14 protein-coding genes are annotated in these 21,614 nt (G+C 53.1%); 5 read left to right on the top strand and 9 right to left on the bottom strand.

Annotated elements, in window-relative coordinates:
• Nucleotides 1–278: 278 nt before the first annotated feature.
• Nucleotides 279–1,718 (top strand): COG1361 family protein, encoded by a 1,440-nt coding sequence (locus F1728_RS22395; RefSeq protein ID WP_155365935.1) that lies wholly within the window; start codon nucleotides 279–281, stop codon nucleotides 1,716–1,718.
• Between the two features lie 7 nt (nucleotides 1,719–1,725).
• Here the strand turns inward: F1728_RS22395 and F1728_RS22390 are convergent, their stop codons facing one another.
• The 4 genes from F1728_RS22390 to F1728_RS22375 form a co-directional block, all read right to left on the bottom strand.
• A complete protein-coding gene (locus F1728_RS22390; RefSeq protein ID WP_155365934.1) occupies nucleotides 1,726–2,625 on the bottom strand; it encodes a hypothetical protein in 900 nt (299 codons plus the stop codon).
• Nucleotides 2,626–2,752: 127 nt separating this feature from the next.
• A complete protein-coding gene (locus tag F1728_RS22385; protein WP_228030292.1) occupies nucleotides 2,753–4,003 on the bottom strand; it encodes a Gfo/Idh/MocA family protein in 1,251 nt (416 codons plus the stop codon).
• Nucleotides 4,004–4,205: 202 nt separating this feature from the next.
• Nucleotides 4,206–5,111 carry a sugar phosphate isomerase/epimerase family protein gene (locus F1728_RS22380; RefSeq protein WP_155365932.1) on the bottom strand — a complete coding sequence of 302 codons (906 nt, stop codon included), beginning with the start codon at nucleotides 5,109–5,111 and terminating at the stop codon, nucleotides 4,206–4,208.
• Nucleotides 5,112–5,201: 90 nt separating this feature from the next.
• Nucleotides 5,202–6,764, bottom strand: coding sequence for a hypothetical protein (locus F1728_RS22375; protein ID WP_155365931.1), 1,563 nt, complete (start codon nucleotides 6,762–6,764; stop codon nucleotides 5,202–5,204).
• A gap of 261 nt (nucleotides 6,765–7,025) precedes the next feature.
• Here F1728_RS22375 and F1728_RS22370 point away from each other — a divergent pair, with 261 nt between their 5' ends.
• The gene (locus F1728_RS22370) at nucleotides 7,026–7,844 is read left to right on the top strand and encodes a sugar phosphate isomerase/epimerase family protein (RefSeq protein WP_155365930.1); all 819 of its coding nucleotides are present in this window, start codon (nucleotides 7,026–7,028) and stop codon (nucleotides 7,842–7,844) included.
• A 1-nt stretch (nucleotide 7,845) separates the two neighbouring features.
• Here the strand turns inward: F1728_RS22370 and F1728_RS22365 are convergent, their stop codons facing one another.
• Complete coding sequence (locus F1728_RS22365; RefSeq protein WP_155365929.1) at nucleotides 7,846–9,303, bottom strand: pectate lyase; 1,458 nt, start codon at nucleotides 9,301–9,303, stop codon at nucleotides 7,846–7,848.
• A gap of 214 nt (nucleotides 9,304–9,517) precedes the next feature.
• On the opposite strand from F1728_RS22365, the gene F1728_RS22360 reads away from it, so the two are divergent.
• Nucleotides 9,518–10,912 carry a GntP family permease gene (locus tag F1728_RS22360; RefSeq protein ID WP_155365928.1) on the top strand — a complete coding sequence of 465 codons (1,395 nt, stop codon included), beginning with the start codon at nucleotides 9,518–9,520 and terminating at the stop codon, nucleotides 10,910–10,912.
• A 105-nt stretch (nucleotides 10,913–11,017) separates the two neighbouring features.
• Nucleotides 11,018–11,947, top strand: a complete 930-nt coding sequence (locus F1728_RS22355; RefSeq protein WP_155365927.1) for a DUF6807 domain-containing protein — start codon at nucleotides 11,018–11,020, stop codon at nucleotides 11,945–11,947.
• Here the strand turns inward: F1728_RS22355 and F1728_RS22350 are convergent, their stop codons facing one another.
• Nucleotides 11,948–13,255 carry a BBP7 family outer membrane beta-barrel protein gene (locus F1728_RS22350; RefSeq protein WP_155365926.1) on the bottom strand — a complete coding sequence of 436 codons (1,308 nt, stop codon included), beginning with the start codon at nucleotides 13,253–13,255 and terminating at the stop codon, nucleotides 11,948–11,950.
• Between the two features lie 69 nt (nucleotides 13,256–13,324).
• Nucleotides 13,325–17,197: a beta strand repeat-containing protein gene (locus tag F1728_RS22345; protein WP_155365925.1), complete on the bottom strand. Its 3,873-nt coding sequence runs from the start codon at nucleotides 17,195–17,197 to the stop codon at nucleotides 13,325–13,327.
• A gap of 799 nt (nucleotides 17,198–17,996) precedes the next feature.
• On the opposite strand from F1728_RS22345, the gene F1728_RS22340 reads away from it, so the two are divergent.
• Complete coding sequence (locus F1728_RS22340; protein ID WP_155365924.1) at nucleotides 17,997–18,938, top strand: prenyltransferase/squalene oxidase repeat-containing protein; 942 nt, start codon at nucleotides 17,997–17,999, stop codon at nucleotides 18,936–18,938.
• A 56-nt stretch (nucleotides 18,939–18,994) separates the two neighbouring features.
• Here the strand turns inward: F1728_RS22340 and F1728_RS22335 are convergent, their stop codons facing one another.
• Together F1728_RS22335 and rpoD are read right to left on the bottom strand one after the other, a co-directional pair.
• Nucleotides 18,995–19,705 (bottom strand): zinc ribbon domain-containing protein, encoded by a 711-nt coding sequence (locus tag F1728_RS22335; RefSeq protein WP_155365923.1) that lies wholly within the window; start codon nucleotides 19,703–19,705, stop codon nucleotides 18,995–18,997.
• Between the two features lie 223 nt (nucleotides 19,706–19,928).
• Nucleotides 19,929–21,611, bottom strand: coding sequence for an RNA polymerase sigma factor RpoD (gene rpoD / locus F1728_RS32295; RefSeq protein ID WP_155365922.1), 1,683 nt, complete (start codon nucleotides 21,609–21,611; stop codon nucleotides 19,929–19,931).
• Between the last annotated feature and the right edge of the window lie 3 nt (nucleotides 21,612–21,614).

Raw genomic sequence — 21,614 nt, 5'->3', positions numbered from 1 at the left:
CTCTATCAGTCAAACAGTGCTGGAACTGTTGATTGTGTGGCTGGATTCATCCTTAAAAGCGACAAAGTCTCTGAAAGTGGATTCTGCTGTTTGACCGCTGTTTTCAGGTCTGAATTCTCGCTCTTACTATTTAAAAAAACTGCCAATTGTCTGCCTGTTGCACTTAAGTTTGCGTGATAAACTTTGAATGGAATCCGTTTCTTTTGAATGTAAGAGGATTATTCATGCCGGGCATTGTGAATCGGCCAATTTTGAGAATGACTTCAGGAATGCTGCTGGTGCTGACTCTGTCACTGACAGCCTGCACCGCCTTTGCGCCCAGTCAGCGTGCGTCCTGGAAGTTGACCGATCCACCACCGCTGGATCCTCAAAATCAGCCACTCAACAGTCCCCAGCCCACAACGCCTAATACCCAGTCACGAGAAACACAACGTATCGGTCCGCAGCAGACGATTCCCCAGAAACAGGAACCGCCTGCACCACCAGATAACGATATGTTTGCAGTCCCCGAATCGATTGACCGCAATCAGCCGCCACAACCTCGTGATCTGCCTGAAGATATACCGTCCCGTCCGCGGATAGAGATGCCTCAGCCCCAGATGCGTTCCAAACCCGAAACGACGCCGCAGCGTCCCTCCGGACCGATGATGACTCCGCCGGCACAGGTGGGGCCATTGGAAATGACGGTTGATGTCATTCCCAAACGACAACTGGGCAGCGGTGCCACGTTCTACCTGATCGTGAAAAACACCAGCAATCAGTCTGTGCGAAATGTGATTCTGGAATGCGAGTTCGATTCCGCCCTACTCTTTCCAGGTCGTAGAGAAAAGAAAATCGGGCAACGACTGGGAACGCTGCAGCCGGGTGAGTCCAAAGAAATCAATCTGACACTTTACAGCGACGCTCTGGGCAACCACTGCTGTCGCTTCCGCGCGATCGCTGAAGGCGAAGAACTGGTCTGGAAATCGGTCTGCGTCGAGTACGTCAAGAAGCAGCTGGAACTGTCTGTGATTGGTCCTTCAACGCGCACCATAGGCAGTCGCGCTGAGTACATCATCAAGCTCTCTAACGTCAATAACGTCGACCTTAAGAATGTTCTGGTGACGGTCTCCTACGATGCGTCATTGATCCCGCGAGAGGCGTCTATCGGTTCCGAGCGCGAAAGTGGCCAGTTGAAATGGCTGCTGGATACGATTCGTGTGGGAGAGGGAGTTCAGTTGCAGGTCGAGTTTGATTGTGAAGTCGCCGCTGAGTTTGCCTGCATGCGTGTGAATGTCAGCAGTCCGGAACTTCCCGACGAGCAGGCATCAGCGTGTCTGAAAGTGACTCCCACGCAGGGAGTCCTGGACGTGCATGTTCGCGACACCAAAGATCCGATTGCCCGTGGTGAAGAGACGACTTATGAAGTCAGCATCGAAAATCGTGGATTGCAGCCGGCGCGGGGAATTCAGCTGCAGGCGAAAATCCCCCGCATGTTCCGCGTGGTCTCAGTCGAAGCACACCAGGGGAACCAGAAGCTGAATCTGCGACCGGAAGTGAATCAGAATACGTTAAGCGTCTCCCCCGTGCAGGAACTGCCCGCGGATGCGTTTCTGCGGTATACGATTCAGGTCAAAGCCATCGGTAACGGCGATGGCGAATTCGAAGTGACAATTACCAGTGCCGATTCCGAACAGCTGGAAACGCGCGTCAGCGAAATCACAACCGTCAACCGCTGACCGACGTTCAACGTTTTTGTGCGTGCTCTGGGAAATCATTCTGGTAGCGTTTCAGCAGCGCGTTCATGTCAGCAGGCACGATATAGATTTTGCCGCGAATCTTTTTAGTTTCTCCCGGTTGAAGTCCACCCAGACGAAAATCAGCGTGGAGACAGCGAATCACCCCCTGGAACAGTTCCTGGTAAGGCTCAAAGGCGGTCGCGAAGATCCAGCGATCATCGGCGCTGTAGCAGCCGATCAGACCGTTGCTCGGAACTTCACTGCTGAGAGGCCGCGGATTCACATCCGTGCGGGGTACATTCGCCGGACACCAGACCTGGCCCGGTATGTAACGTGCTGTCGTCGCCCAGTTGCGGGTCGGCATGAAGGCCGGCTTTCCATCGAGAAAGATAAACGACTTTCTGATGTATGCATATTTGTCGTCTGTCTGCTCAGCTCCGAGTCCGGCGAATTCTCCGACACGGATACAGGGTTGGGCCCAGTGCACTTCGGAACGTACCTGCGTCGGATTGTGAGCCACGAGTTGAAAATCGACTTCGTCTGATTTCGCCGTGATCGTGTGCTCCACGGTAATGCCATCAGCGACCGTGCATTTCAGTTTGAGCACGCTCCGGTCATCGTTCAGATCGATCGTTTGAGTTTCATGCTTGACGACCGTATGTTTTCCCCAGTCCGCATCCGTCGAACCGGCGCGACAATAGGCTTCCAGATAATTAATCGGAATCGTGCCTCCCGGAATGTGGTCCCCGTGAATGTACAACATGTTCTTTTCACGGGAGAGCGTCAGGCGGGGCGCCTGTTTGTCTGCGACCGTCTGTTGTGCGGCAGACCTCCGCGCGGCGGATGGTGCAAGCACCATCAGGGCACATAATCCCAGCAGCAAAAGCGAATGAGCGAGCGACTTCATCACTTCCTCCGATTAGAAACCGTATTGATTGTCAGTTGTGAAAACTCCGGTCATTAAATGAAAAACAACCGGGATGTGACACACACGCCGGTTGTTTCAGTTTGTCGTTAATCAGTTAACAGGAGACTTAGACGAATGGAGTCACACCCGGCATGGCCACGGGGGGCTCGGGGAGTGACATAGCCATATCGTATTTCTCCGGCGAGAGATCTTCTTTGGAGTTCATCGCCTGTTCCCAGGTGAGGGTCTTGCCGGTATAGGCTGACATGCGGGCGATGATCCCCATCATGGAGCTGTTAGCCATGTACTCACCGTTGTTGATGACTTCACCATTCCGCAGGGCTTTGTACATTTCGTTGTGTTCCAGCTGATGCATGTTGGTACGTCGGCGGGCCCCTTTCCAGGGGTTCTTGCCTTCGATCTGGTATTTCATCAGTGTCGCGGTGCCTTCCGTTCCGGAAACGGTATCTACAAACATCGAACTGCAGCCCTGCTGATGCCGGGTAGAAGCCAGGAACTTGGTTCCGTTGGCGTATTCGTAAACCGTGCTGAAGTGGTCGTAGATGTGACCGTACTCAGGTGCAGTCCGTGTCTGGCGACCGCCTGTACTGTAGCACTTCACAGGATATTCGCCCATGACCCAGGATTGTTTATCCAGTTCGTGAACGAACTGTTCGGTGTTGAAATCGCCGGACAGCCAGGTGTAGTAGTACCAGTTCCGCATCTGGTATTCCATGTCGGACCATTCGGGTTTGCGTTTGGCCATTTTGGCAACGCCGCCCAGGTAGCGGATGCTCTGCATGGAGACAATGTCTCCGATACCGCCATTATGAATTTTATCGACCATTTGCTGCATTCCGGTTTCGTAACGCCAGCACAGACCGGAAACGATGGTCAGGTTTTTCCGCTTGGCTTCCTTGGTGGTCTCGAGCACGGAACGAATCCCGGGAGCATCGACGGCGACTGGTTTCTCACAGAAGACGTGCTTGCCGGCATCGATACAGGCTTTCAAGTGTTGTGGACGGAAGTGGGGAGGTGTTGCCAGCAGCACCAGGTCCACGCCGGAATCAATCAGTTTCTGGTAGGCGTCGAAGCCAACGAATTTGTGTTCTGCATCGACTTTGACCCGATCCTGAACTTCGGTCTTCTTCAGGTTCTGATAGCTCTGTTCCAGTTGATCGCCGAATGCATCTGCGAGTGCCACCAGTTCCACATTGGGATCAGCACGCAGAGTCTGAGCCGCTGCCCCTGTTCCACGACCACCACAGCCGACGAGACCGACTTTGATCAGTTCGGTACTGGCCGCAAATGCGCCCGAGGTCAATGCGGGGTTCACAACCAGCCCGGTTGTCGCCAGCGTGGCCAGTGATTGTTTCATGAATGTGCGGCGTCCTTGAGAAGGCTGCTGTGGTGAGGCGTTTTCGGGCATCAGAAAGACCTTTCGTTCGATTTCAGCAATGATAGAGTACGTGGGACTCAGTAGACCGAGGTGCAATGAATCCGTAATCAGGCAGGAAGTATGAGGACAATCGTCGGCAACCGGAGCTACTTAACGATCTTTAATTATTATCAACGCAGCCTCAGGCAAGATCAAGAGCGCGATCCATGCGTTCGGAAATATCCTGTAATCTCTGGCGATCTCCGCCTTTGACTTCCGCGGTGGCCCAGCCCTGTGTATAGCCGATATCCTTAAGCGCCTGACGGACTTCGGGCCAGTTGCAGTCTCCCTCGGTGATTTCAACCTGAAACCCTTTCCAGAGCCCCTCATCCTTCTGTTTTGCGCGACTGTATTCTTTGATATCGAGTTTGACGATGCGGGGCCCCAGGATGCGAATCCACTGATCGGGCCAGCCGAAGCGGACTACATTCCCGACATCGAAATACACGCCCGCCGCCGGGCTCTCCAGTTCATCAATGAAGCGGGCCATTTCCAGTGGACTGAGCAGGAAATTATTCCACACATTTTCAACCAGCAGTTTAATGCCCTGCTTCTCTGCATAAGGCAGATGTTTCCTCAGCTTGGCCTGCTGCTGCTTGTAGACGACATCGTAGGGATTATCCTGGTCGACTCGTCCTGCCACCACCAGCACACTGGTGCCACCATAGTACTTGGCCTGATCGATTGAGTCTTTGAGTTCGTCCCGGCTGCTGTTCAGAAAGCCGTGGACCTGCACTCCCGTGGCGTCGATGGCTTTACGGACTTCTTTAGGATCGACCTTGGTACGGTAATGAATCTCGGTTCCGTCGAAACCCAGATCCTTGAGCATTTTGAATTTATCCATTACCGGAATTTTCTCGGTAATCATCTGATATTTGACCGCTTTTTTGATGCGGGCCTGTTTGCCGGAGTTCTTTTCTTCGCCAGCGAATCCAGCCAGCGGCTGCAAGACGGAACCGGCCAGCAGGGTGGCAGAGGTCTGCTGCAAAAAGGTTCTGCGTGTTGTTTCATTCGAGGGAACCACGTTCCCGGATTCTGATTGCGACATGCCTGCTCCTGTTCTCGCTCAAGTTGGATGATACATCAACCACGAATTATATCGAGCATACCCCGCTCAACGAGGAGCCGCAAGATTGCGCTACTGTCTGGCAGTGTTACTCTGCGGCTGAGGCTGCCTGGTAACGGTGACTTGAACCGCTCCCTCATTATTGTCGAGTGAGTCCCACGCATCGTTTAAGCGGAAATAAAGCGTACCGGTCGCCGGGGCCATCCAGGTTGCTTGAGATCCCTGGGGATAGACCCGTAGCAGAGTCTGCATACGTGTGGGATCATTGCCTGGATCGGGGCGGACCATCATCAACAGTCGACCCAGTGGTTGTCCATTAAAATATTGAAACGTAATCCCGTCCGCTGTACTCTGCCAGGGTTTGGGTTTCTGCGCGAGTGTAAACATTCCGGTCGCAGACACTGAATACGTCTCCCCGCGGGTCACATGTACGCCACTCGACTGCCAGCCTCGGTCGCTGGTGATTTCCTGTGTGACCGAAGCGTCTATCACGAGGTCCTTACCTGGTTGAAACGTGATCATGGCCCGTTCGGAATCATAGCCGGGCTGCAGATTGCGAACAAACAGCAGCCAGGCATCATTGGCGGCAAGCAAATCGGGACCGATCATCGCTTTTATTTTTTCTGTGAACCCGGAGCCCTGCATCTGCCGCGCCAGTTTACGGAACTCAGCCTGATACTGGGGATGCTTGTCAAAGAACTGACTCAGGGCCCACGACCAGGCATAGGATGCATTCGCATCGACAAAATCGTCGGGACCCAGCTGCATCACTTCCAGCATCGTTCTGGGGGGCGCACTTTTTACGGCATCCTGGATTAATGAGATCCGTCCCAGACCGCCAAAATCGTTCTTATTATGAGGCATCACATTAAACTGAATTTTCCCATCCGCGCCGACATGGTGTGTCGCCATCGATTCCGCGATGCCTTCCAGGTACCAGACGGGCGCGCTGATGTCTTCCATGATCATGCTGTAACAGTGCGTGTATTCGTGCAGCATGAGATGCTTGAGATAGTATTCCTCGGTCTGCGCGTTCATCCAGAACTGGGCCCCCTGATGACGCCCGTTGATAATCTGAGCCAGCAACCCCGGAATCAAGTCTGCTTTCTCAAATCGTTCCCGGTCCTGCATGATATAGCCGGTGACCTGAAACTCAGTGCCTTCCCGATTGGGGGGTAACGGACCAAAATACTTTTGCAGTGCCGGATAAGCCTGTTCAAGTACGGCCGGTAGTTTTTTCGCCTGTTCCGGATCGATGTCCGTATAAAGTTTCAGATGCGACGATTCATAACACTCGATGCCCAACAGCGCCAGACGCTGATTGTTGTGCAGGGGACGTTGATCGCTGGGGCGATACACTTTCTGCTCAGCGTTTTGCATAGGTGATACGGGTTGAGGTTCGCCAGATGCCTTGTCCGGGTCAGTCTCCGTTTTTGTTTTCTCCGTTTTTATCTGAGGAGCCTGTGGTTGCTGCTGTGATTCCGTGGAAGCCGTCGAGACAGCAGGTTCACTGGTAACGACGATCTCAGATTCTTCAGCGGCGCGCGGGGGCGCCGCGTCTGTATCACAGCCCGGGAGCAGCAGGCAGAGCCAGAGTAGAGAATTCGGCTTCCATTCCAATCGCGACACATGCATCTAAGAGAACTTTCAACCGGTTTCGGAACATTTCCTCGAGAGAATCGTGACGAGTCTGTATTAGTCCGTCTATTGTGACCGATTTTGCCCCCGCCGTCGAGGAAGCATTCGTTTCGCTGTCCTGAGTTGATCCTCGCGCGTGATTATTGCAAAATGCGTTGTAGACGTCTGTTACGAAATTCAACAGGCTGGAGTTCTTACGCCAGATTCCAGCAGATCGATAACCCAATCTCCCCGTTTTTCTCTGCGAGGAACTTCTTCATGAGCCCCTTCCGCTTCAGCCTGAACGCCAGTACGATCCGTACCACACCACTGCTCGATAAAATCCGCGTCACTGCCGAAGCGGGATACGGGGGAATCGAACTCTGGTTTGATGAAGTCGAACAGTACCTGGCTGAGGGAGGAAAACTGGAAACAATCTCGCAGGCTCTCAAAGATGGCGGACTGGCGGTCCCCACGATGATCATGTTACGCGACTGGTGGTCAGCGACAGAGGAAGAGTATCCGCGTGTATTTCAGACCTGCCTGGATCGCATCAAGCTGGCCTCTCAACTGGGGGCCGAATATGTGATTGCCTGCCCGCATCGCGATAAGAATCCGGACTACGACCTGGGTGCGAAACGGTATCGTGAGTTGCTGGAAGCGGGTATCGAAGCCGGTGCGAAGCCAGCGGTTGAGTTTCTGGGCTTCGTCGCTGATGTCACCACGATTGAAGACGCATTACGGGTGGTCGAGAAATCAGGACATCCCGCAGCAACCCTCGTGCTCGATCCGTTTCATGTATTCCGGGGAGGTGGTTCCATGGAGACCATCGCACAACTCAAGCCCGAGCAGATCGCGATTTCCCATTTCAATGATGCCGTCGATACCCTGCCTCGCGAAACCCAGATGGATCCAGACCGCGTCCTCCCCGGCGACGGGCACCTGGACCTGGTGCATTACTGCCGTCTGCTGAAGCAGATTGGTTACGAGGGCTGGCTCTCACTGGAACTGTTCCGCGAAGATCTCTGGCAACAGGATCCGCTGCAGGTGGCTCAGGTAGGTCTGGAACGGATGCAGATCGTAGCCGAGCACGCCTGATTCAATCCTGTTGACTGGCGGCGATGAATTCGGACAGCGTCGAGAGATTGCGGACAAAGACCCGCGTGTCGATGATGGGCACATTGTCGAGATCGGCGCTGCGGATGTCTCCCTGGATGAGCCAGGCGCCGTCTTTGTTCAACGCGTTGACCACAGACTGTGCCCGCGCAGCCAGCGAAGGTGTTAAGCGCAGACGACGTTGCGGGAACTGCTGCGACTTGAGTTTTTCAGGCGATGCCTTCAGCAGTTTTTCATAACGGCTTTCGAGTGAATCGACTTTGGAATCGATGATGAAACCATAGTGGGTCGGCAGATCGTTGTCTTTGTAGGTCAGTTCATATTTCTTAGTGAAGTAGAGCGGCCGGTTGGTTTTCAACTCATAAAAGCGGGCCAGCTTCCCCCCGGGCAGTTCTGACTTCTTCAGATAAGCCAGTGCTTTGGGAATCGGTGCCAGATACTTTTTGTCGCCAGTATAAATGTAAATCTGCATCAGGGTTTTGATGATGCCCTGCGACTCGCCTCCGGTGACCGCCGGTGGTTCGAATTTGCGCGCCCAGGCCGGCTGCATCTGTTGATTGTACTGCTGTGCCCAGGCCGGCTGTGGTTCGGGCATCTGCGCCAGGAGGATAAAGTCTCCCGCTTTCAGAGCCGCTTCACGATAGCGGTCGTCCTGGTAGACGTGATGCGCCAGGAACATCACATTGACCAGATCTTCAATGGTATTGTCGTTGAACGTGTAATAGTTGAGGTATTTCTTTTTGGGGAACGTACGCGACCAGCTTTCCGGATAGCTGGCTTTGAGCACGGGATAGTCTTGGGGATCGGGAAATTCATCGTAGCGCTGTGGCCAGCCTCCGTTGGGATACTGCGCTTTTAAAAAGGCATCCAGGGCATACATCACGGCGCCATGCACGGCTTCGTCTTTGAACTTCAGCTCCTGATCCAGCAGAATTAAAAAGTGGAGTGCTGCTTGCGAGGTGTTGTCGTCGAAGGTCGTTGTGTTTCGAACCTTGGGACCACCTCCGTCAATGCGATACTGCATCTGAGCCCGGCGTTCGAAATCGATGTAATAGTTCCAGCCCCCGGATTTGAGTTGCCCTTTAATCAGGGCTTCGCCGGCAGCCCGGGCTGCTTTCAGGAGATAGGCTTGACCGGTTTTCTGATATGCTTCGAGGTAAGCTGCTCCCACCGTGGGCGTTCCCGGAGGTTGCACCCAGACCATGGTATCGCGGGCACGGCCTTCGCCTTCCCGGTATTTCAGATCCCGACTGTAGTGCCAGAGATAGCCGCCCTCGGTCGAGACCTGAGTGGTGAAGTAGTCTGTCGCGCGACGCATTGCCTGTTGTGCTTCATCCACCGAGATCTCCGCCTGCAGTGCATTCTGTGCTCCCATCCCCCAGACGAAGATGCAGATCAACAGCAGACATTTCAACAGACGACACCAGGTGAGCACGGTCATGGGAGATCTTCCTTTTCTGCAGTATCAGGGAGGAACACGAAGCAGATTCATCCTACACCAAGCAGCAGGTCTGTGAAAGCAACCTTTTCTTAACCTTTTTCACTAAATCAGCCTCTCTGTTTTCTCGCGTAGACTGGGTTGCGTCGTGCATCAATCTTTGTAATGCTCGTTAGCACTCACGATATACGCCTAAGATTTTCCCGGAGAAGCGCTTATGTTGGAAAACTACCCCTTTGTCATATTGGCGATCGGCATCGCCACTGTGATTGGCATGATCATCTTTCTGAAAATCAACGCCTTTCTGGCGTTGATCACGGCAGCCATGGTCGTCAGCCTGCTGGGCCCCGCGTCTGCAGATGGGATCAACCGCATGAAACGAGTGGCGATCGCCTTTGGCGACTCGGTCTCGGGGATCGGGATCGTGATTGCGCTGGCTGCGATTATTGGTAAATGTATGATGGACAGCGGCGCCGCGGACCGGATTGTCCGTACCTTTCTCAAGGTGATGGGGGAAAAGAACGCCTCCTTTGCGCTGATGGGAAGTGGCTTCGTGCTGGCGGTGCCTGTCTTCTTTGATACGGTGTTCTACCTGCTGATTCCGCTGGCCCGTTCGCTGTATCGCAGCACTAAACGAAATTACCTGATGTATGTGATGGCGATTGCCGCCGGGGGGGCGATCACACATACGCTGGTTCCCCCGACCCCCGGACCACTGGCGATGGCCGACAACCTGGGCGTCGACCTGGGTAAGATGATCTTCGTAGGCGCCCTGGTCGCATTACCGGCTGCTTTTGTGGGGATCTTCTTCAGCATGTTCGCCAATAAAAAAATGGACATCCCCATGCGGGAAGTCGCCGAACATTCTGAACCTGATCCCCTCAAAGAGGAAGAACTCCCTTCCCTGGTTGTTTCACTGTTACCGATTGTCCTGCCCGTTCTGATGATCACGGCCAACACCCTGGTCAACTCCCTGCTGGCCGGCGGCGTCGGTCCCCAGGCATTCCTGACCAGTGTCAGTCCTTTTACTTCGATTATCGGTGACGCCAACTTCGCCCTGCTGGTCGCGACAGCGATTTCGCTGATCATTCTCTTCAGACAACGCGATCTGACACTGCTCAAACTGGGAGCCACGGTTGAGGAAGCCCTGATGAGTGGGGGCGTGATTATTCTGATCACAGCCGGAGGCGGTGCCTTCGGAAAGATGCTGACCGTCGCTCAGATTGGTCCGGCGATTCAGGGCATGTTCAGCACCGAAGAAACGCAAGTAGCCGGCATGAGCTTTCTGATTCTCGGTTTCGGCATTGCAGCACTGCTCAAAGTCGCCCAGGGTTCGAGTACCGTGGCGATGATTACAACATCCGCCATGCTGGCGACGATGAATGTCAATTCCGAAATGCTGGGCTTCGATCCGGTTTACCTGGCGACCGCCATCGGTGCAGGTTCGCTGATCGGTTCCTGGATGAACGACAGTGGCTTCTGGATTTTCTGTAAGATGAGTGGTCTCACAGAAGAAGAGGCCCTCAAATCATGGACACCTTTATTGCTCGTACTGGGATGCACCAGTCTGGCAACCACGGTTCTGCTGTCAATTGTCTGGCCGATGAGCTGATTTTCGTCAGGAATTCGTGCTGCTTTACACTGCCTGAAGTAACTCGTATGCTGAAGGCAGTTTTGATCAGACAGAACCGAGAATGCTTTTGACAGGATCTCCGGTATGAGCCAGCTGTTTCCCGACTGCCAGATTGTTCCGCTCCCTGATTTTCAGTTCGCGTTTCAGATCAAAGGGAAGGAGCGGCTCAGGTGGCATCACTCTCCTGAATATTCACGTCCCTTCTTTTATCCGCTTACGGGGCCAGCGGGAGTTCCTTTAACGAGGATCGGACATCCAGGGGCGCCGAACCATGATCACCACCGTTCGGTCTGGTTCGCCCATCATCAGGTGCTGGGGATTAACTTCTGGGCGGAGAATACGGGAGCGACCATCCGGCAGAAGCGCTGGATCAGTATTGATGAGACCGACGCAGAAGCGATCCTGGCGGTCGAACTGGACTGGATTGATGGCCACAATCCGGCCCCCCTGCTGAGACAGGAACTGATCGCCGCCGTCAGGACGAATGAAGCAGACGAGCTGTTCCTGGAACTGCAGACCACGTTTCATCCCACGGCAGCAACTCTTGAATTCCAGAAAACCAATTTTGGATTTCTCGCGGTACGGGTGGCGCGTTCGATTTCGAGCTACTTCGGAGCCGGGACGATCACCAGCAGTACCGGACAGGTCGGGGAAAAAAATATCTTTGGTAAACCGGCGAACTGGATGGACTATTCCGGCCCGGTGACTCCCGAAGTCACGGAGGGAATCACTTATTTCTTCCATCCTGATAATCCGGTGGCGGGGACGGAGAAGCCGGTCTGCTGGCATGTCCGCGAGGATGGCTGGATGGGAGCTGCGCCCTGCATGCACGGGCCACTGGAAACGACGCGCCAGTCTCCGTTGACCTTTCGTTTTCTGCTGCACGCCCATGCGAATCAGCTGCACGCTGATCAGGCGGACCGAATCTACCAGGCTTTTGCTGCCAGCACGGGCTACCAGATTCGGAAGCCCGAGAAACGTCACACAACAGCGACGGTCGTTCGCAAATCCTGATTACCAGACCAGTTCGATACCGGCGGTGATACCATCAGCAGAGAACTTGCTGTTGTCATCGCGAACCCGGGTACCGACGGCGGGGTTAGCTGCGGTACGATCTTCATTGTAGTCGATGATATTGAAGGCACGTGAGATCTGACCGACGAACAGGTAGTCGTAGCCGACGAAGCAACGGAAGTGCTCATTCACATTCACTTTGGCGTACAAAGAGATCTGGAATGTCGGTGAGAACTCGTTGTTTTTATCGACGGTGACAATCCGGGGATCCGAAGGCTGGAACAGCTGTTCGGTCGCGACCTGGTTTGTATTCCGGTTGAAACCAAAGGTAAATTTAGGCTCAGCTCCGATGGAGAAGCGGCTATGCTTGAATTCGGTACGGGCACCGATGCTGGGACCAAAGACCCGGTTCTCGGTTTTGGAGTAGATCGTCGTTGTCCGGGGCAGACCAATTCCGCCGCCGGAATCGACTCCCACCTGATTCATGGTTTCCTGTAAATCGATGAAGCGGAAACCGAACATCGGCTGCAGGCGGAATCCATCGCCGGGCAGGTGCGGATCCATGAAATAGTTGATTCCGGTACCAGCCATCTGGGTGTCCAGATTGATGGTATAGCTGGTGTCATACACGTTGGTGTTCGAAGCAGGCGCTCCGTTGATTTTGAAGTTCGTCACGACGACCAGATCATCATCGGGAACGGAGTTCAACTGGGTGGCAAAAACGCTGTCGGTGGGACGAATCGATTTATTTTTGAAGATGCCCCAGACATTCCACTCCAGGCTACCTTCCGGCAGAGCGAATTCCAGTGCGGCCCGCATACCGTTAGTATCCATGGACTGATCGTTGTAATCCAGTTCAACCCCATCGCCACGGGCAATCCCGGTCGACCGGTCAAACACCGAATTGGGCTGAGTCGAATCGGTTACTCCCAGGATGGGAGTTCCCAGCAGTACGTCATCCGGCCCTTTTAACGACCAGTGCAGATATTCCAGTTTGAGCTTGGAAGACTTAAACATATTTCCGATCTGTTTATCGATCGGCGAGTCATAAGCCCATCCGCGATCTACAGGCAACTGTCGGACGAGCGAGCGGGAATAAGTATGCATGCCGGAGAACAGACCGGGATCATTCATGTATTCCTCACCGGACATGTCCGCATCACCGTGCATGACATATTCTACGGAGTCTTTATCGCCGGCGACCACGGAACGAGTTGCCAGAGGCAGTCCGGTCGAGCACAGCAGCACCAGTAGTGCACTCAGTCTGAATGGAGTAATCATCATTACTTTCCAGGATGTGCGACTCATCGATTAAAACCTTGAAATATTGGATCAAAACACAACAGAGTGTCAGTTAAAACGAGACTTCAGTCAGGATCAGGGTAACAGGAAGTTATTCAGGCTGATTTGACCGTTAAATGTACCCCCACCAGGATTGAACAGGATGAAGGTCCCGTTGTTGCCTACCGAGGTGACATTCACGACGTTGTTGACTCCTGTACCCAGCTGCAGTGGACCATTCGTCATGGCGTTGAAGCTGACTGCCGATTCGACTTCGAAGATATCTCCATCGAAGATGCTCAGGGTATTCCCATCAATCACAACCGAAGAGCTGGTCGCATCGATCAGGTCAAAGTAGATCGCATCGCTTCCAATCCCGGACATATTGATAATATTGTTGTTGACCTGCACATTGGAGTTGGCTGCCAGGTCGAGGAACCGCAGACCGAACGAATCAGCTCCTGCCATCACGATTCCCTGATCGTTGTTGTTCTGAATCAGGATATTCGAAGGACCTTCAGTCTGAACCTGAATACCTTCACTGTTTGTACCCGCAATGGTGAAGTTGTTCTGCCCGACGACCTGCAGGGTCATCAGGTCAGCCAGATCGCTACTGGTGGCATCAATGTCGATACCCTGGTTGTTGGTAGCACCAGTTCCCACAAAGTTGTTGGCGTTAGCCACAAGCACGTTCATGGGGCCTTCCCAGATCACAGCCAGACCAGCCGTATTGGAGACACTGGTTGTGATATCGTTTCCTTCCAATGAGACATTCAACACTGAGTCATCCAGCAGTCCGCCAGACTCGATGCGGATCGCATCGGCACTGTCGTCCGTAATGGTGTTGTTCTGCAGGATCAGCGTGAAGCTGTCGTCGTCGGTGTCATCCAGTTCGATATTCGCGAGGTATTGGAGTGAATGCTCATCAGCGGCGGTACCGTTATCCAGCAGTTCCGAATCGATCATCTGGAAAGTACGACCATTGATAATCCGGATACCGTCTCCGGCCGAATCTTCAACACGGACGCGTGTCAGGTTCAGACGGGGACCGTCGGCAACCGTAGTTTCGTGCCATTCGATACCGGATGTTGTCGGAATCTGGATTTCCAGACCGTCGATGTTCACCCGGTCAATATCTTCCATCCAGACACCGTGTCTGGCGGCAGTAATCGTACCACCGGCATCGATGGTGGCTCCATCACCGGCGATAGAGAACAGACCGGGAGTACGCACCAGGCGAATACCGGCACTGTTCAGATAGAAGGCGTTATCGCCAGCAGTGGAGATCCCGTTCAGGTCAGGACCTGAAGTCGGACCAGCGGTAACCGAGGTCAGGTTCATGGAGAGACTGGTATCTTCGATGTCGATTGCAGCCGCATCAGTCACAGTGATGATACCACCCGATGAACTGATTGTTCCGGCGTTATTATTGGCGATGAATGCCAGGTTGTCTGTGGCGGTGATATTCAGGTCACCAAAGTTCACATTACCCGGGTTGTCCTGAACATAGACACCAACCGCAGGTACGATTGGCGGTGGTGCCGTGTAAGCGGCACTGTTTGCGGTTACGTTCAGAGAACCGAAGCTGACAATGGGAGTGTTGTTTAGAATATGGACAACAGGAACTGTGGCACCTGTTGTTCCTGTAATGGTTGCATTATTGAATGAAACCTGCCCTGCGGTGCCGCCCTGTCCGGCGTTATTGATCAACACAACTGAGTTCGTCGTACTGTTATTAGACAGAACAGCGTTGCCCAGGCGGAAGACAGGACTGTCGTCCAGGATGATGATCGCTTCATTGGCGGTCCCGGTGACAGTTGTTGTGCCTGTCACACTGAAGACCCCTGTGTTGCCACCGTTATTGAACGAGATACCTTCGCCGTTACTTCCGGTGATTCCCAGGCTTCCACCGAAGGAGATGTTTCCGGATGTATTGTTTACGTCAATACCATGATCGGTTACCGCAGAGGCCCCGTTGGTCATGGTAGTATTTCCGACCACGGACATGTTTCCAGACAGGTTTTCAACCAGAATACCGGCTCCAGCCCGGTTCAGAATACTGATGTCCTGCATCTGGAACACACCCTGGTAATCTTCGACAAAGATACTGGGGCCGGTTGCACCATCAATAATGGTTGCCGCCTGAGCTGTATTTCTGAAAGTGACGACTGCATTAGCAGTTCCGCCGGTCACATAGATACCATCGTTGACTGTAGTGGGAACGTAGGCTCCGCTTTTGGTAATGGTCACGTTATCCAAAACGGCACCACCACCAATGTTGTTGATCAAGATACCCTGGCCATCGGTGTCTTCGATTGAAGAATCCGTCATGTTAACTGAACCGCCGGTGGTATTCTGGACCAGAACCGCACGACCATCTCCGGTATTGGTAATGGTACCTGTGCTGTAGCGAAGCAGCGGATCTCCGCCGTCCACTACGAAAGCGTTTCCAGCAGAGTTAGTCACATTGGTTGAAGTGAAGGCCAGGCTGCCGGTGGTACTGCTCAGGAAGATCCCCTCACCGGCGGCATTATTCACGTCGTTGAAATTAGCAATTGTTTCGGAGACACCAATTCCCACGATACCGCGTCCGGTGGGATTATTGAGAATAAACCCGGAGAACTCACTGTCGGAAGCAAGGATGGCACCATCGCCGACGGTGTCGTTAAAGGTAGGCCGTACGAGGCTGTTCGGTCGCAGCGGGTCGCCATAGGAGGGCGAGTTTGGCAGTAGCTTCGAACCGAAGCCCTGAATGTTGAAGAAGTGGTTTACGCCTTGTCCTTCACCCAGGATCCGGTCTCCTGAGACGAGTGAGATTGGTGGTCCATTGTTGAATTCACTACCTGCATGGGTGAAGATGATGTCGCGATCAGGACCAGCCTGGGCATCGGCAATGGTCTGGTAAGGATCCAGTACCGCACCGGTACCGCCCGGTCCGGCAAGTGAATCGACGTGTGATACCGTCCAGGGTGTCCCCGTTGCCGGGTTGATGGCGGTCAGACCGGAGTCGACCACATCACGCTGTTCGATGACCACGTTGTAGTTTCTGCGAACCCGCTCGGCCATGCGGTACATCTGAGTGGATTTTTCCATCTTGTTCCACTCGGGCTTGCCGGCAAAGGTCCAGGTGACATTGAAGAACACATTGGTTTTGAATGTGTCGTCATTAGTGACCGACAATTCTGCCAGAACGTTAGGCAATGGTTCGGCCTGTAAACGACCACGCCAGCCCCAGACTTGCGGGCTGCCACTTGCCTGGAAATTATAAGTACCGGCGTAAATCCGGGTTTCAAATTTCTGGGCCAGTTCTCCCCAGACCGGGACACCGATTTCCGTATCGAAGCCCCGCATGGCGGTTCCGATTGTACGAGTCTGGTCATAGAGGATGTTGAATCCGGAGTACCGCTGACTGCCGTTATTAAACTGCAGATCAAGCTGTTGCTGACGGTTTCCGAATGGAATGTAGAAGTTGGCATTGGCATCCCAGTAGCGGCCCATTGTTTCGACGTTCAGGGCTGCCTGCTGGAAAACTTTATCTGTTGAGTCATCACGATCGTAGTAGAAACCGAAACCAAAGATCCGGTCAGTGTCGTAGTTGTAGAATCGATAAGCGATACCACCGGTTCCCCCGAGGTTGCCCCGGTTGGTCCGGAACAGTCTGAAGTTACCGAACAGCATTCCGGCGTCATCAGGGTTCTTGGTGTGGGTAAACAGGTAGGGCATTGCTTCCAGGTGCGTGATTGATTCGTTCAGACCAATGGTCTTGCCTGCCTGGTGACCGACGCGGAACAGAGCCCCCATCCCGTTCCCGGGAACGACCGAGGGGATTCCATCAAACGTATCATCGACTTCACTTCCGTCTGCAATGATTGTTGTGAAATCACCTTCTTCATCTGCCAGTACTGTTCCCGACATGGCGGAGATTGCCAGCACGATAGCGCCCGCAATCAGGCGGAATGCAATTTTCATAAATCGTCCAGAATAGCTTGATGTCGACACAGGCATCTGTTTTACCTCGGCAAAGCACGCAGAGTGCAATTTGGCGTTTTTGTCCCGCTGTGTTGTATTTTGATCTGTCATGAAATTTTCTGGTTCTATGACAATTTTTTCAGGAAAACCCATGAGATTTATCTCAACAAGAAATCTTCTGAATTCGGGAATGAGCCAGGGGAGCAGGCTCCTCAGACTCAATTGGTCAAGTCGTATCTACGCTACGTATCTGCACTCAATGACAGACGAAGTCCCCCGGCAAGCAGACTGCTGCCGAATGGTGACACCTGTTATTGAACGTGATTAAATTTTATTGTGAATCAGGGAGGGTTCAGCCCGACCAGTCAGTAATCATCGAGAGAGAGTTGTGATCATTACGGATTCTCCGAAGAGAAACTGGTCCGACTAATATAGGATTTGTTGTAACGGGCCCCGGAAAAATCAGGTTTTTACCGGAAACATGTTACTGGTATTTGATAAGTATTCAGGTTGTTTTTAATGTGAAATGGTACTCGCAAGAACCCAGAGTCAGCCTTGAGGACAAGTTTGCTCTGTTTTGAACTGCTGATCAGCCAGAACTGGCTAGACCGTATACAGTCCAGAGAGAGAATGATTCTTTGAGTATAAGAGATGTTGGGCGGGAACATATTCCAAATTCAAAATCGACGAAAGGCGAATTTGACCTTTCCCCTCAGAATTTTTTGACAATTTTCAAAATAGTCTCGCTCAAAGAATACCCCGCCCCCGCCTTCTGTATTGAAAAATCACGATCGGTTTCATGAACCAGCAACCCTATTTAGTGCATCTTGCCTTGCGACTGGCAGCAGGCCTGGAACAATACCCTGCCTCCGATCTGAAGAAGCATCGCAGCTTCATCTGTTCCCAGCAGCAGCCCGATGGTGGTTTTTCCGGGAGAGAGGGAGGCTCAGACCTTTACTACACGGGATTTGCCGTTCGCAGTCTTGGAATTCTGGGAGGTCTGGAGCCGGTAGAAACGGAATCCCTCTGCGGTTATCTGAAGAGCTTTTCGCTGGAAACTCTTACCACAATTGATCTTTTGAGCTGGTTGTACTGTGCGTTAATCGTCCAGGCTTCCGGGGGCCCCGATCTGCTGGCTGAGGTGCCTGAAAACTGGAACACCCGGATTGCAGAACGACTCGAAACACTCCGGACGGAAGATGGCGGCTATGCGAAATCGGACCAGGGCGCACTGGGAAGTACCTATCACAGCTTCCTGATCGTGTTGATCTATCAGTTGATCGGTGTGGATGTTCCGTCGCCGAACCGGCTGATTCAGTTCCTGTATGACATGCAGCGGGATGATGGCGGCTTCGTCGAAATTGCTCCCATGAAACGCAGCGGTACTAATCCGACCGCGGCTGCCGTCGCGACTCTGATCATCCTGGAAGCGATGGATGACGAGTTGAAGTCAGATGTCAGGGACTTTCTGAACCAGGTAAAAAGTTCTGAGGGAGGATTTCAGGCCAATACCCGCATTCCGTTTGCGGATGGCCTGTCAACCTTTACCGGATTACTGACCGCGCAGGACCTGAGATTAAACGAGATCATGGATCTGGAACAGGTCCGGAAATTCATGCAGGAATGGCTTGAGTTTCCGACCGGTGGGTTCCGCGGTGCCAGCTGGGACGAGCAGGCCGATGTGGAATATACGTTTTATGGCCTGGGAGTGCTCGCGTTACTCGGACAGGCGGCTCAGTAAGCCAGAACTGAGAACACGCACCTGATTCATGCGGATTCCCACGTTAATTCCAGGCTTTACTCCAGGGTGTCGTCCATATAGAGCAGACGTCCGCAGGACTTGCAGAACACCAGCCGACCGGAATTCAGCTCGACCCGCAGCTGGGGCTCGATCATGACATTACAGGCAGAGCAGAACCTGCCTGCCACATTTGCCAGTGCACCTGCACCGTGAGAGCGAGTCAGACGGGAAAACTGAACTTTGAGATCAGCGGGGATAATCTGCTCGGCATCGGTGATCGCTGCCTGGCATTCCTTGATTTCTTCATCGAGCGATGCTTTGGCAGATTCAAAGTCCTGTTCGACTTTTTTGGCATCTGCGTAAGCGGTTTTGATTTTCGCTTCCCAGTCTTTCGCTTCCTGATCTTTCGTGTCGATTTTATCCATCAGTTCGAGGATTTCATCTTCCAGTACGCTGTTTGCCATCTGGTCAGCGGCGATCTGCCCTTTAATAATGTCAAACTCTTTGTTGGAAGCAGCCGTATTCAGTTTCCCCTTCAGATCCAGAATTTTGGCTTCATTCGACTGTAAGTCGAGATTCTTCTGCTGGACCTGTTTCTTTAACTGGGTAATCTGCTCCTGGACGGTCTTGAGGTGCTCTTCCTGCTTTTGTGCAAACTGTTCTTTCAGCTTGATCCGTTTGGGGCCTTGTTCCAATTTCAGGTTCACATCATGCATTCTCAGATAGAGATGATGTAAGGCTTTCAAACTGGCAGCAGTTGTTGACATGTTAAAGAACTCCGGAATCGCTTTGAAAAGTCGCCTCAGGTTCTGGAAACCTTCAGGCTCGATGCGTTTAGTTTGTTATAAAGTTTTCGACAGCAAATAGCCAGACATACGGCAGAAAACTGTCAGATCTTCGCTTTCCCTGCTGCAAAGAGCATTGCTTTCGAGCAAATCGTGCCCTGCAGCAAAAAAAAAACGCCGATCAAAACTGATCGGCGTTGTGAATTCAGATACTGGCTGAGGCCGTTGTATCCGCGGATTCCTCTTCGGACTCCGCCTGGCCCCAGTCGGGGACCAGACCTTCAATAAAGCCCTGCAGCTGTTTGCTGCGAACCGGATGTTGCAGCTTGCGTACCGCCTTGGCTTCGATCTGGCGAACACGTTCGCGGGTCACTTTGAAGATCCGACCGACTTCTTCCAGCGTGTAGGTGTATCCGTCTCCCAGACCAAACCGCAGTTTGATGATCTCCCGCTCACGATAAGTGAGGGTTTTCAGGACATGATCAATCTTGTCCTTGAGCATTTCCTGGCTGGCGGTGTTGACCGGGCTGTCCGAATCGGAGTCTTCAATGAAGTCACCGAAGTAGCTGTCTTCGCTCTCGCCGACGGGACGGTCCAGACTGATCGGATGTCGCGAAATCTTGAGTACGCGGCGGGTCTCTTCCAGGCTGATGCCGGCGACTTCTGCCGTTTCTTCCAGGGTGGGCTCACGTCCATTTTCCTGCAGCAGCTGTTTGCTGACTTTACGCAGTTTGGACATGGTCTCGATCATGTGCACAGGAATACGAATGGTTCGTGCCTGGTCTGCAATCGCCCGGGTAATGGCCTGACGAATCCACCAGGTAGCGTATGTCGAGAATTTATAACCGCGACGATACTCGTATTTGTCGACCGCACGCATGAGGCCGGTATTGCCTTCCTGAATCAGGTCCAGGAAGCTCAGGCCGCGGTTGCGGTATTTCTTGGCGATCGAAACCACCAGACGCAGGTTACCGCCGGACAGTTCACGCATTGCGGTTTCATAATCGAGGTACCGCTGCTTGACCGCTTTGATGCGTTCCCGCAGGGTTTCCGGTGTTTCCATTGTCATCATGACCAGATCCTGCAGTTCCCGTTCGAGGTTTGCACGATCGTCTTTGGAGTTCTTGACGCGGAGATCATCGAGATCCCGGATCTGATCTTCCAGTTCGGTCATTCGCTGTGAAATCTGTTCGAGACGCTTCATGCCGATCTGCAGACGTTGCGTCCGCAGGCTGAGCTCTTCGATCAGAGTTGCCATTTTGCGGCGACGTTTCATCAGCGTCGCATACGCTTCACGCCGCTGAGTCTTGGTCATTTCCGGATCGATGAACCGCTGGAAGTCAACATTGTTCTTACTGCTGAGGTATTCCAGGGTTTTCAGGTTGTGAGGCATCCGCCCCAGAATCTGATTCTTTTCCAGGCCTTCGGTAACGGAGACTTTGATCGTCCGGTCGAAAGGCAGCTCAGTTTTGTGAACCTTGTCCAGAATGTCGATCGCCTGCCGCATGGCGTAGTCGCTGCTGAGCAGCTCGCGGCGGAAGCGACGACGGGTGATTTCGATTTTCTTCGCCAGGCGAATTTCTTCGTCCCGGGTCAGCAGCGGAATTTCCCCCATCTGTGTGAGATACATCCGAACCGGATCATCGATTTTCCGGGAGAGGTCATCGGAACGGGTCCGTCCCTTCGGCTTCTCCGGCTGGAGCACCGTGATGACCTGATCGGGAATAATGTCTAAGTCGATTTCCTCAATGGTCAGCAGGAGGTTATCCAGCTTCTCAGGATTCAGCGCTTCATCGGGCAGATAAGCGCTGACCTGATCATAAGTCAGATAACCCTGCTTTATTCCATTTTCAATCAGTTCGTTCAATCGGGCGTCGAGTCGGTGCACGTT

Origin of the sequence: Gimesia benthica (assembly GCF_009720525.1) — a bacterium.
In the GTDB taxonomy this organism is placed as follows: domain Bacteria; phylum Planctomycetota; class Planctomycetia; order Planctomycetales; family Planctomycetaceae; genus Gimesia; species Gimesia benthica.
Note: the sequence above shows the minus strand (reverse complement) of the source record. Positions and strands in the feature narration are given on the sequence as shown.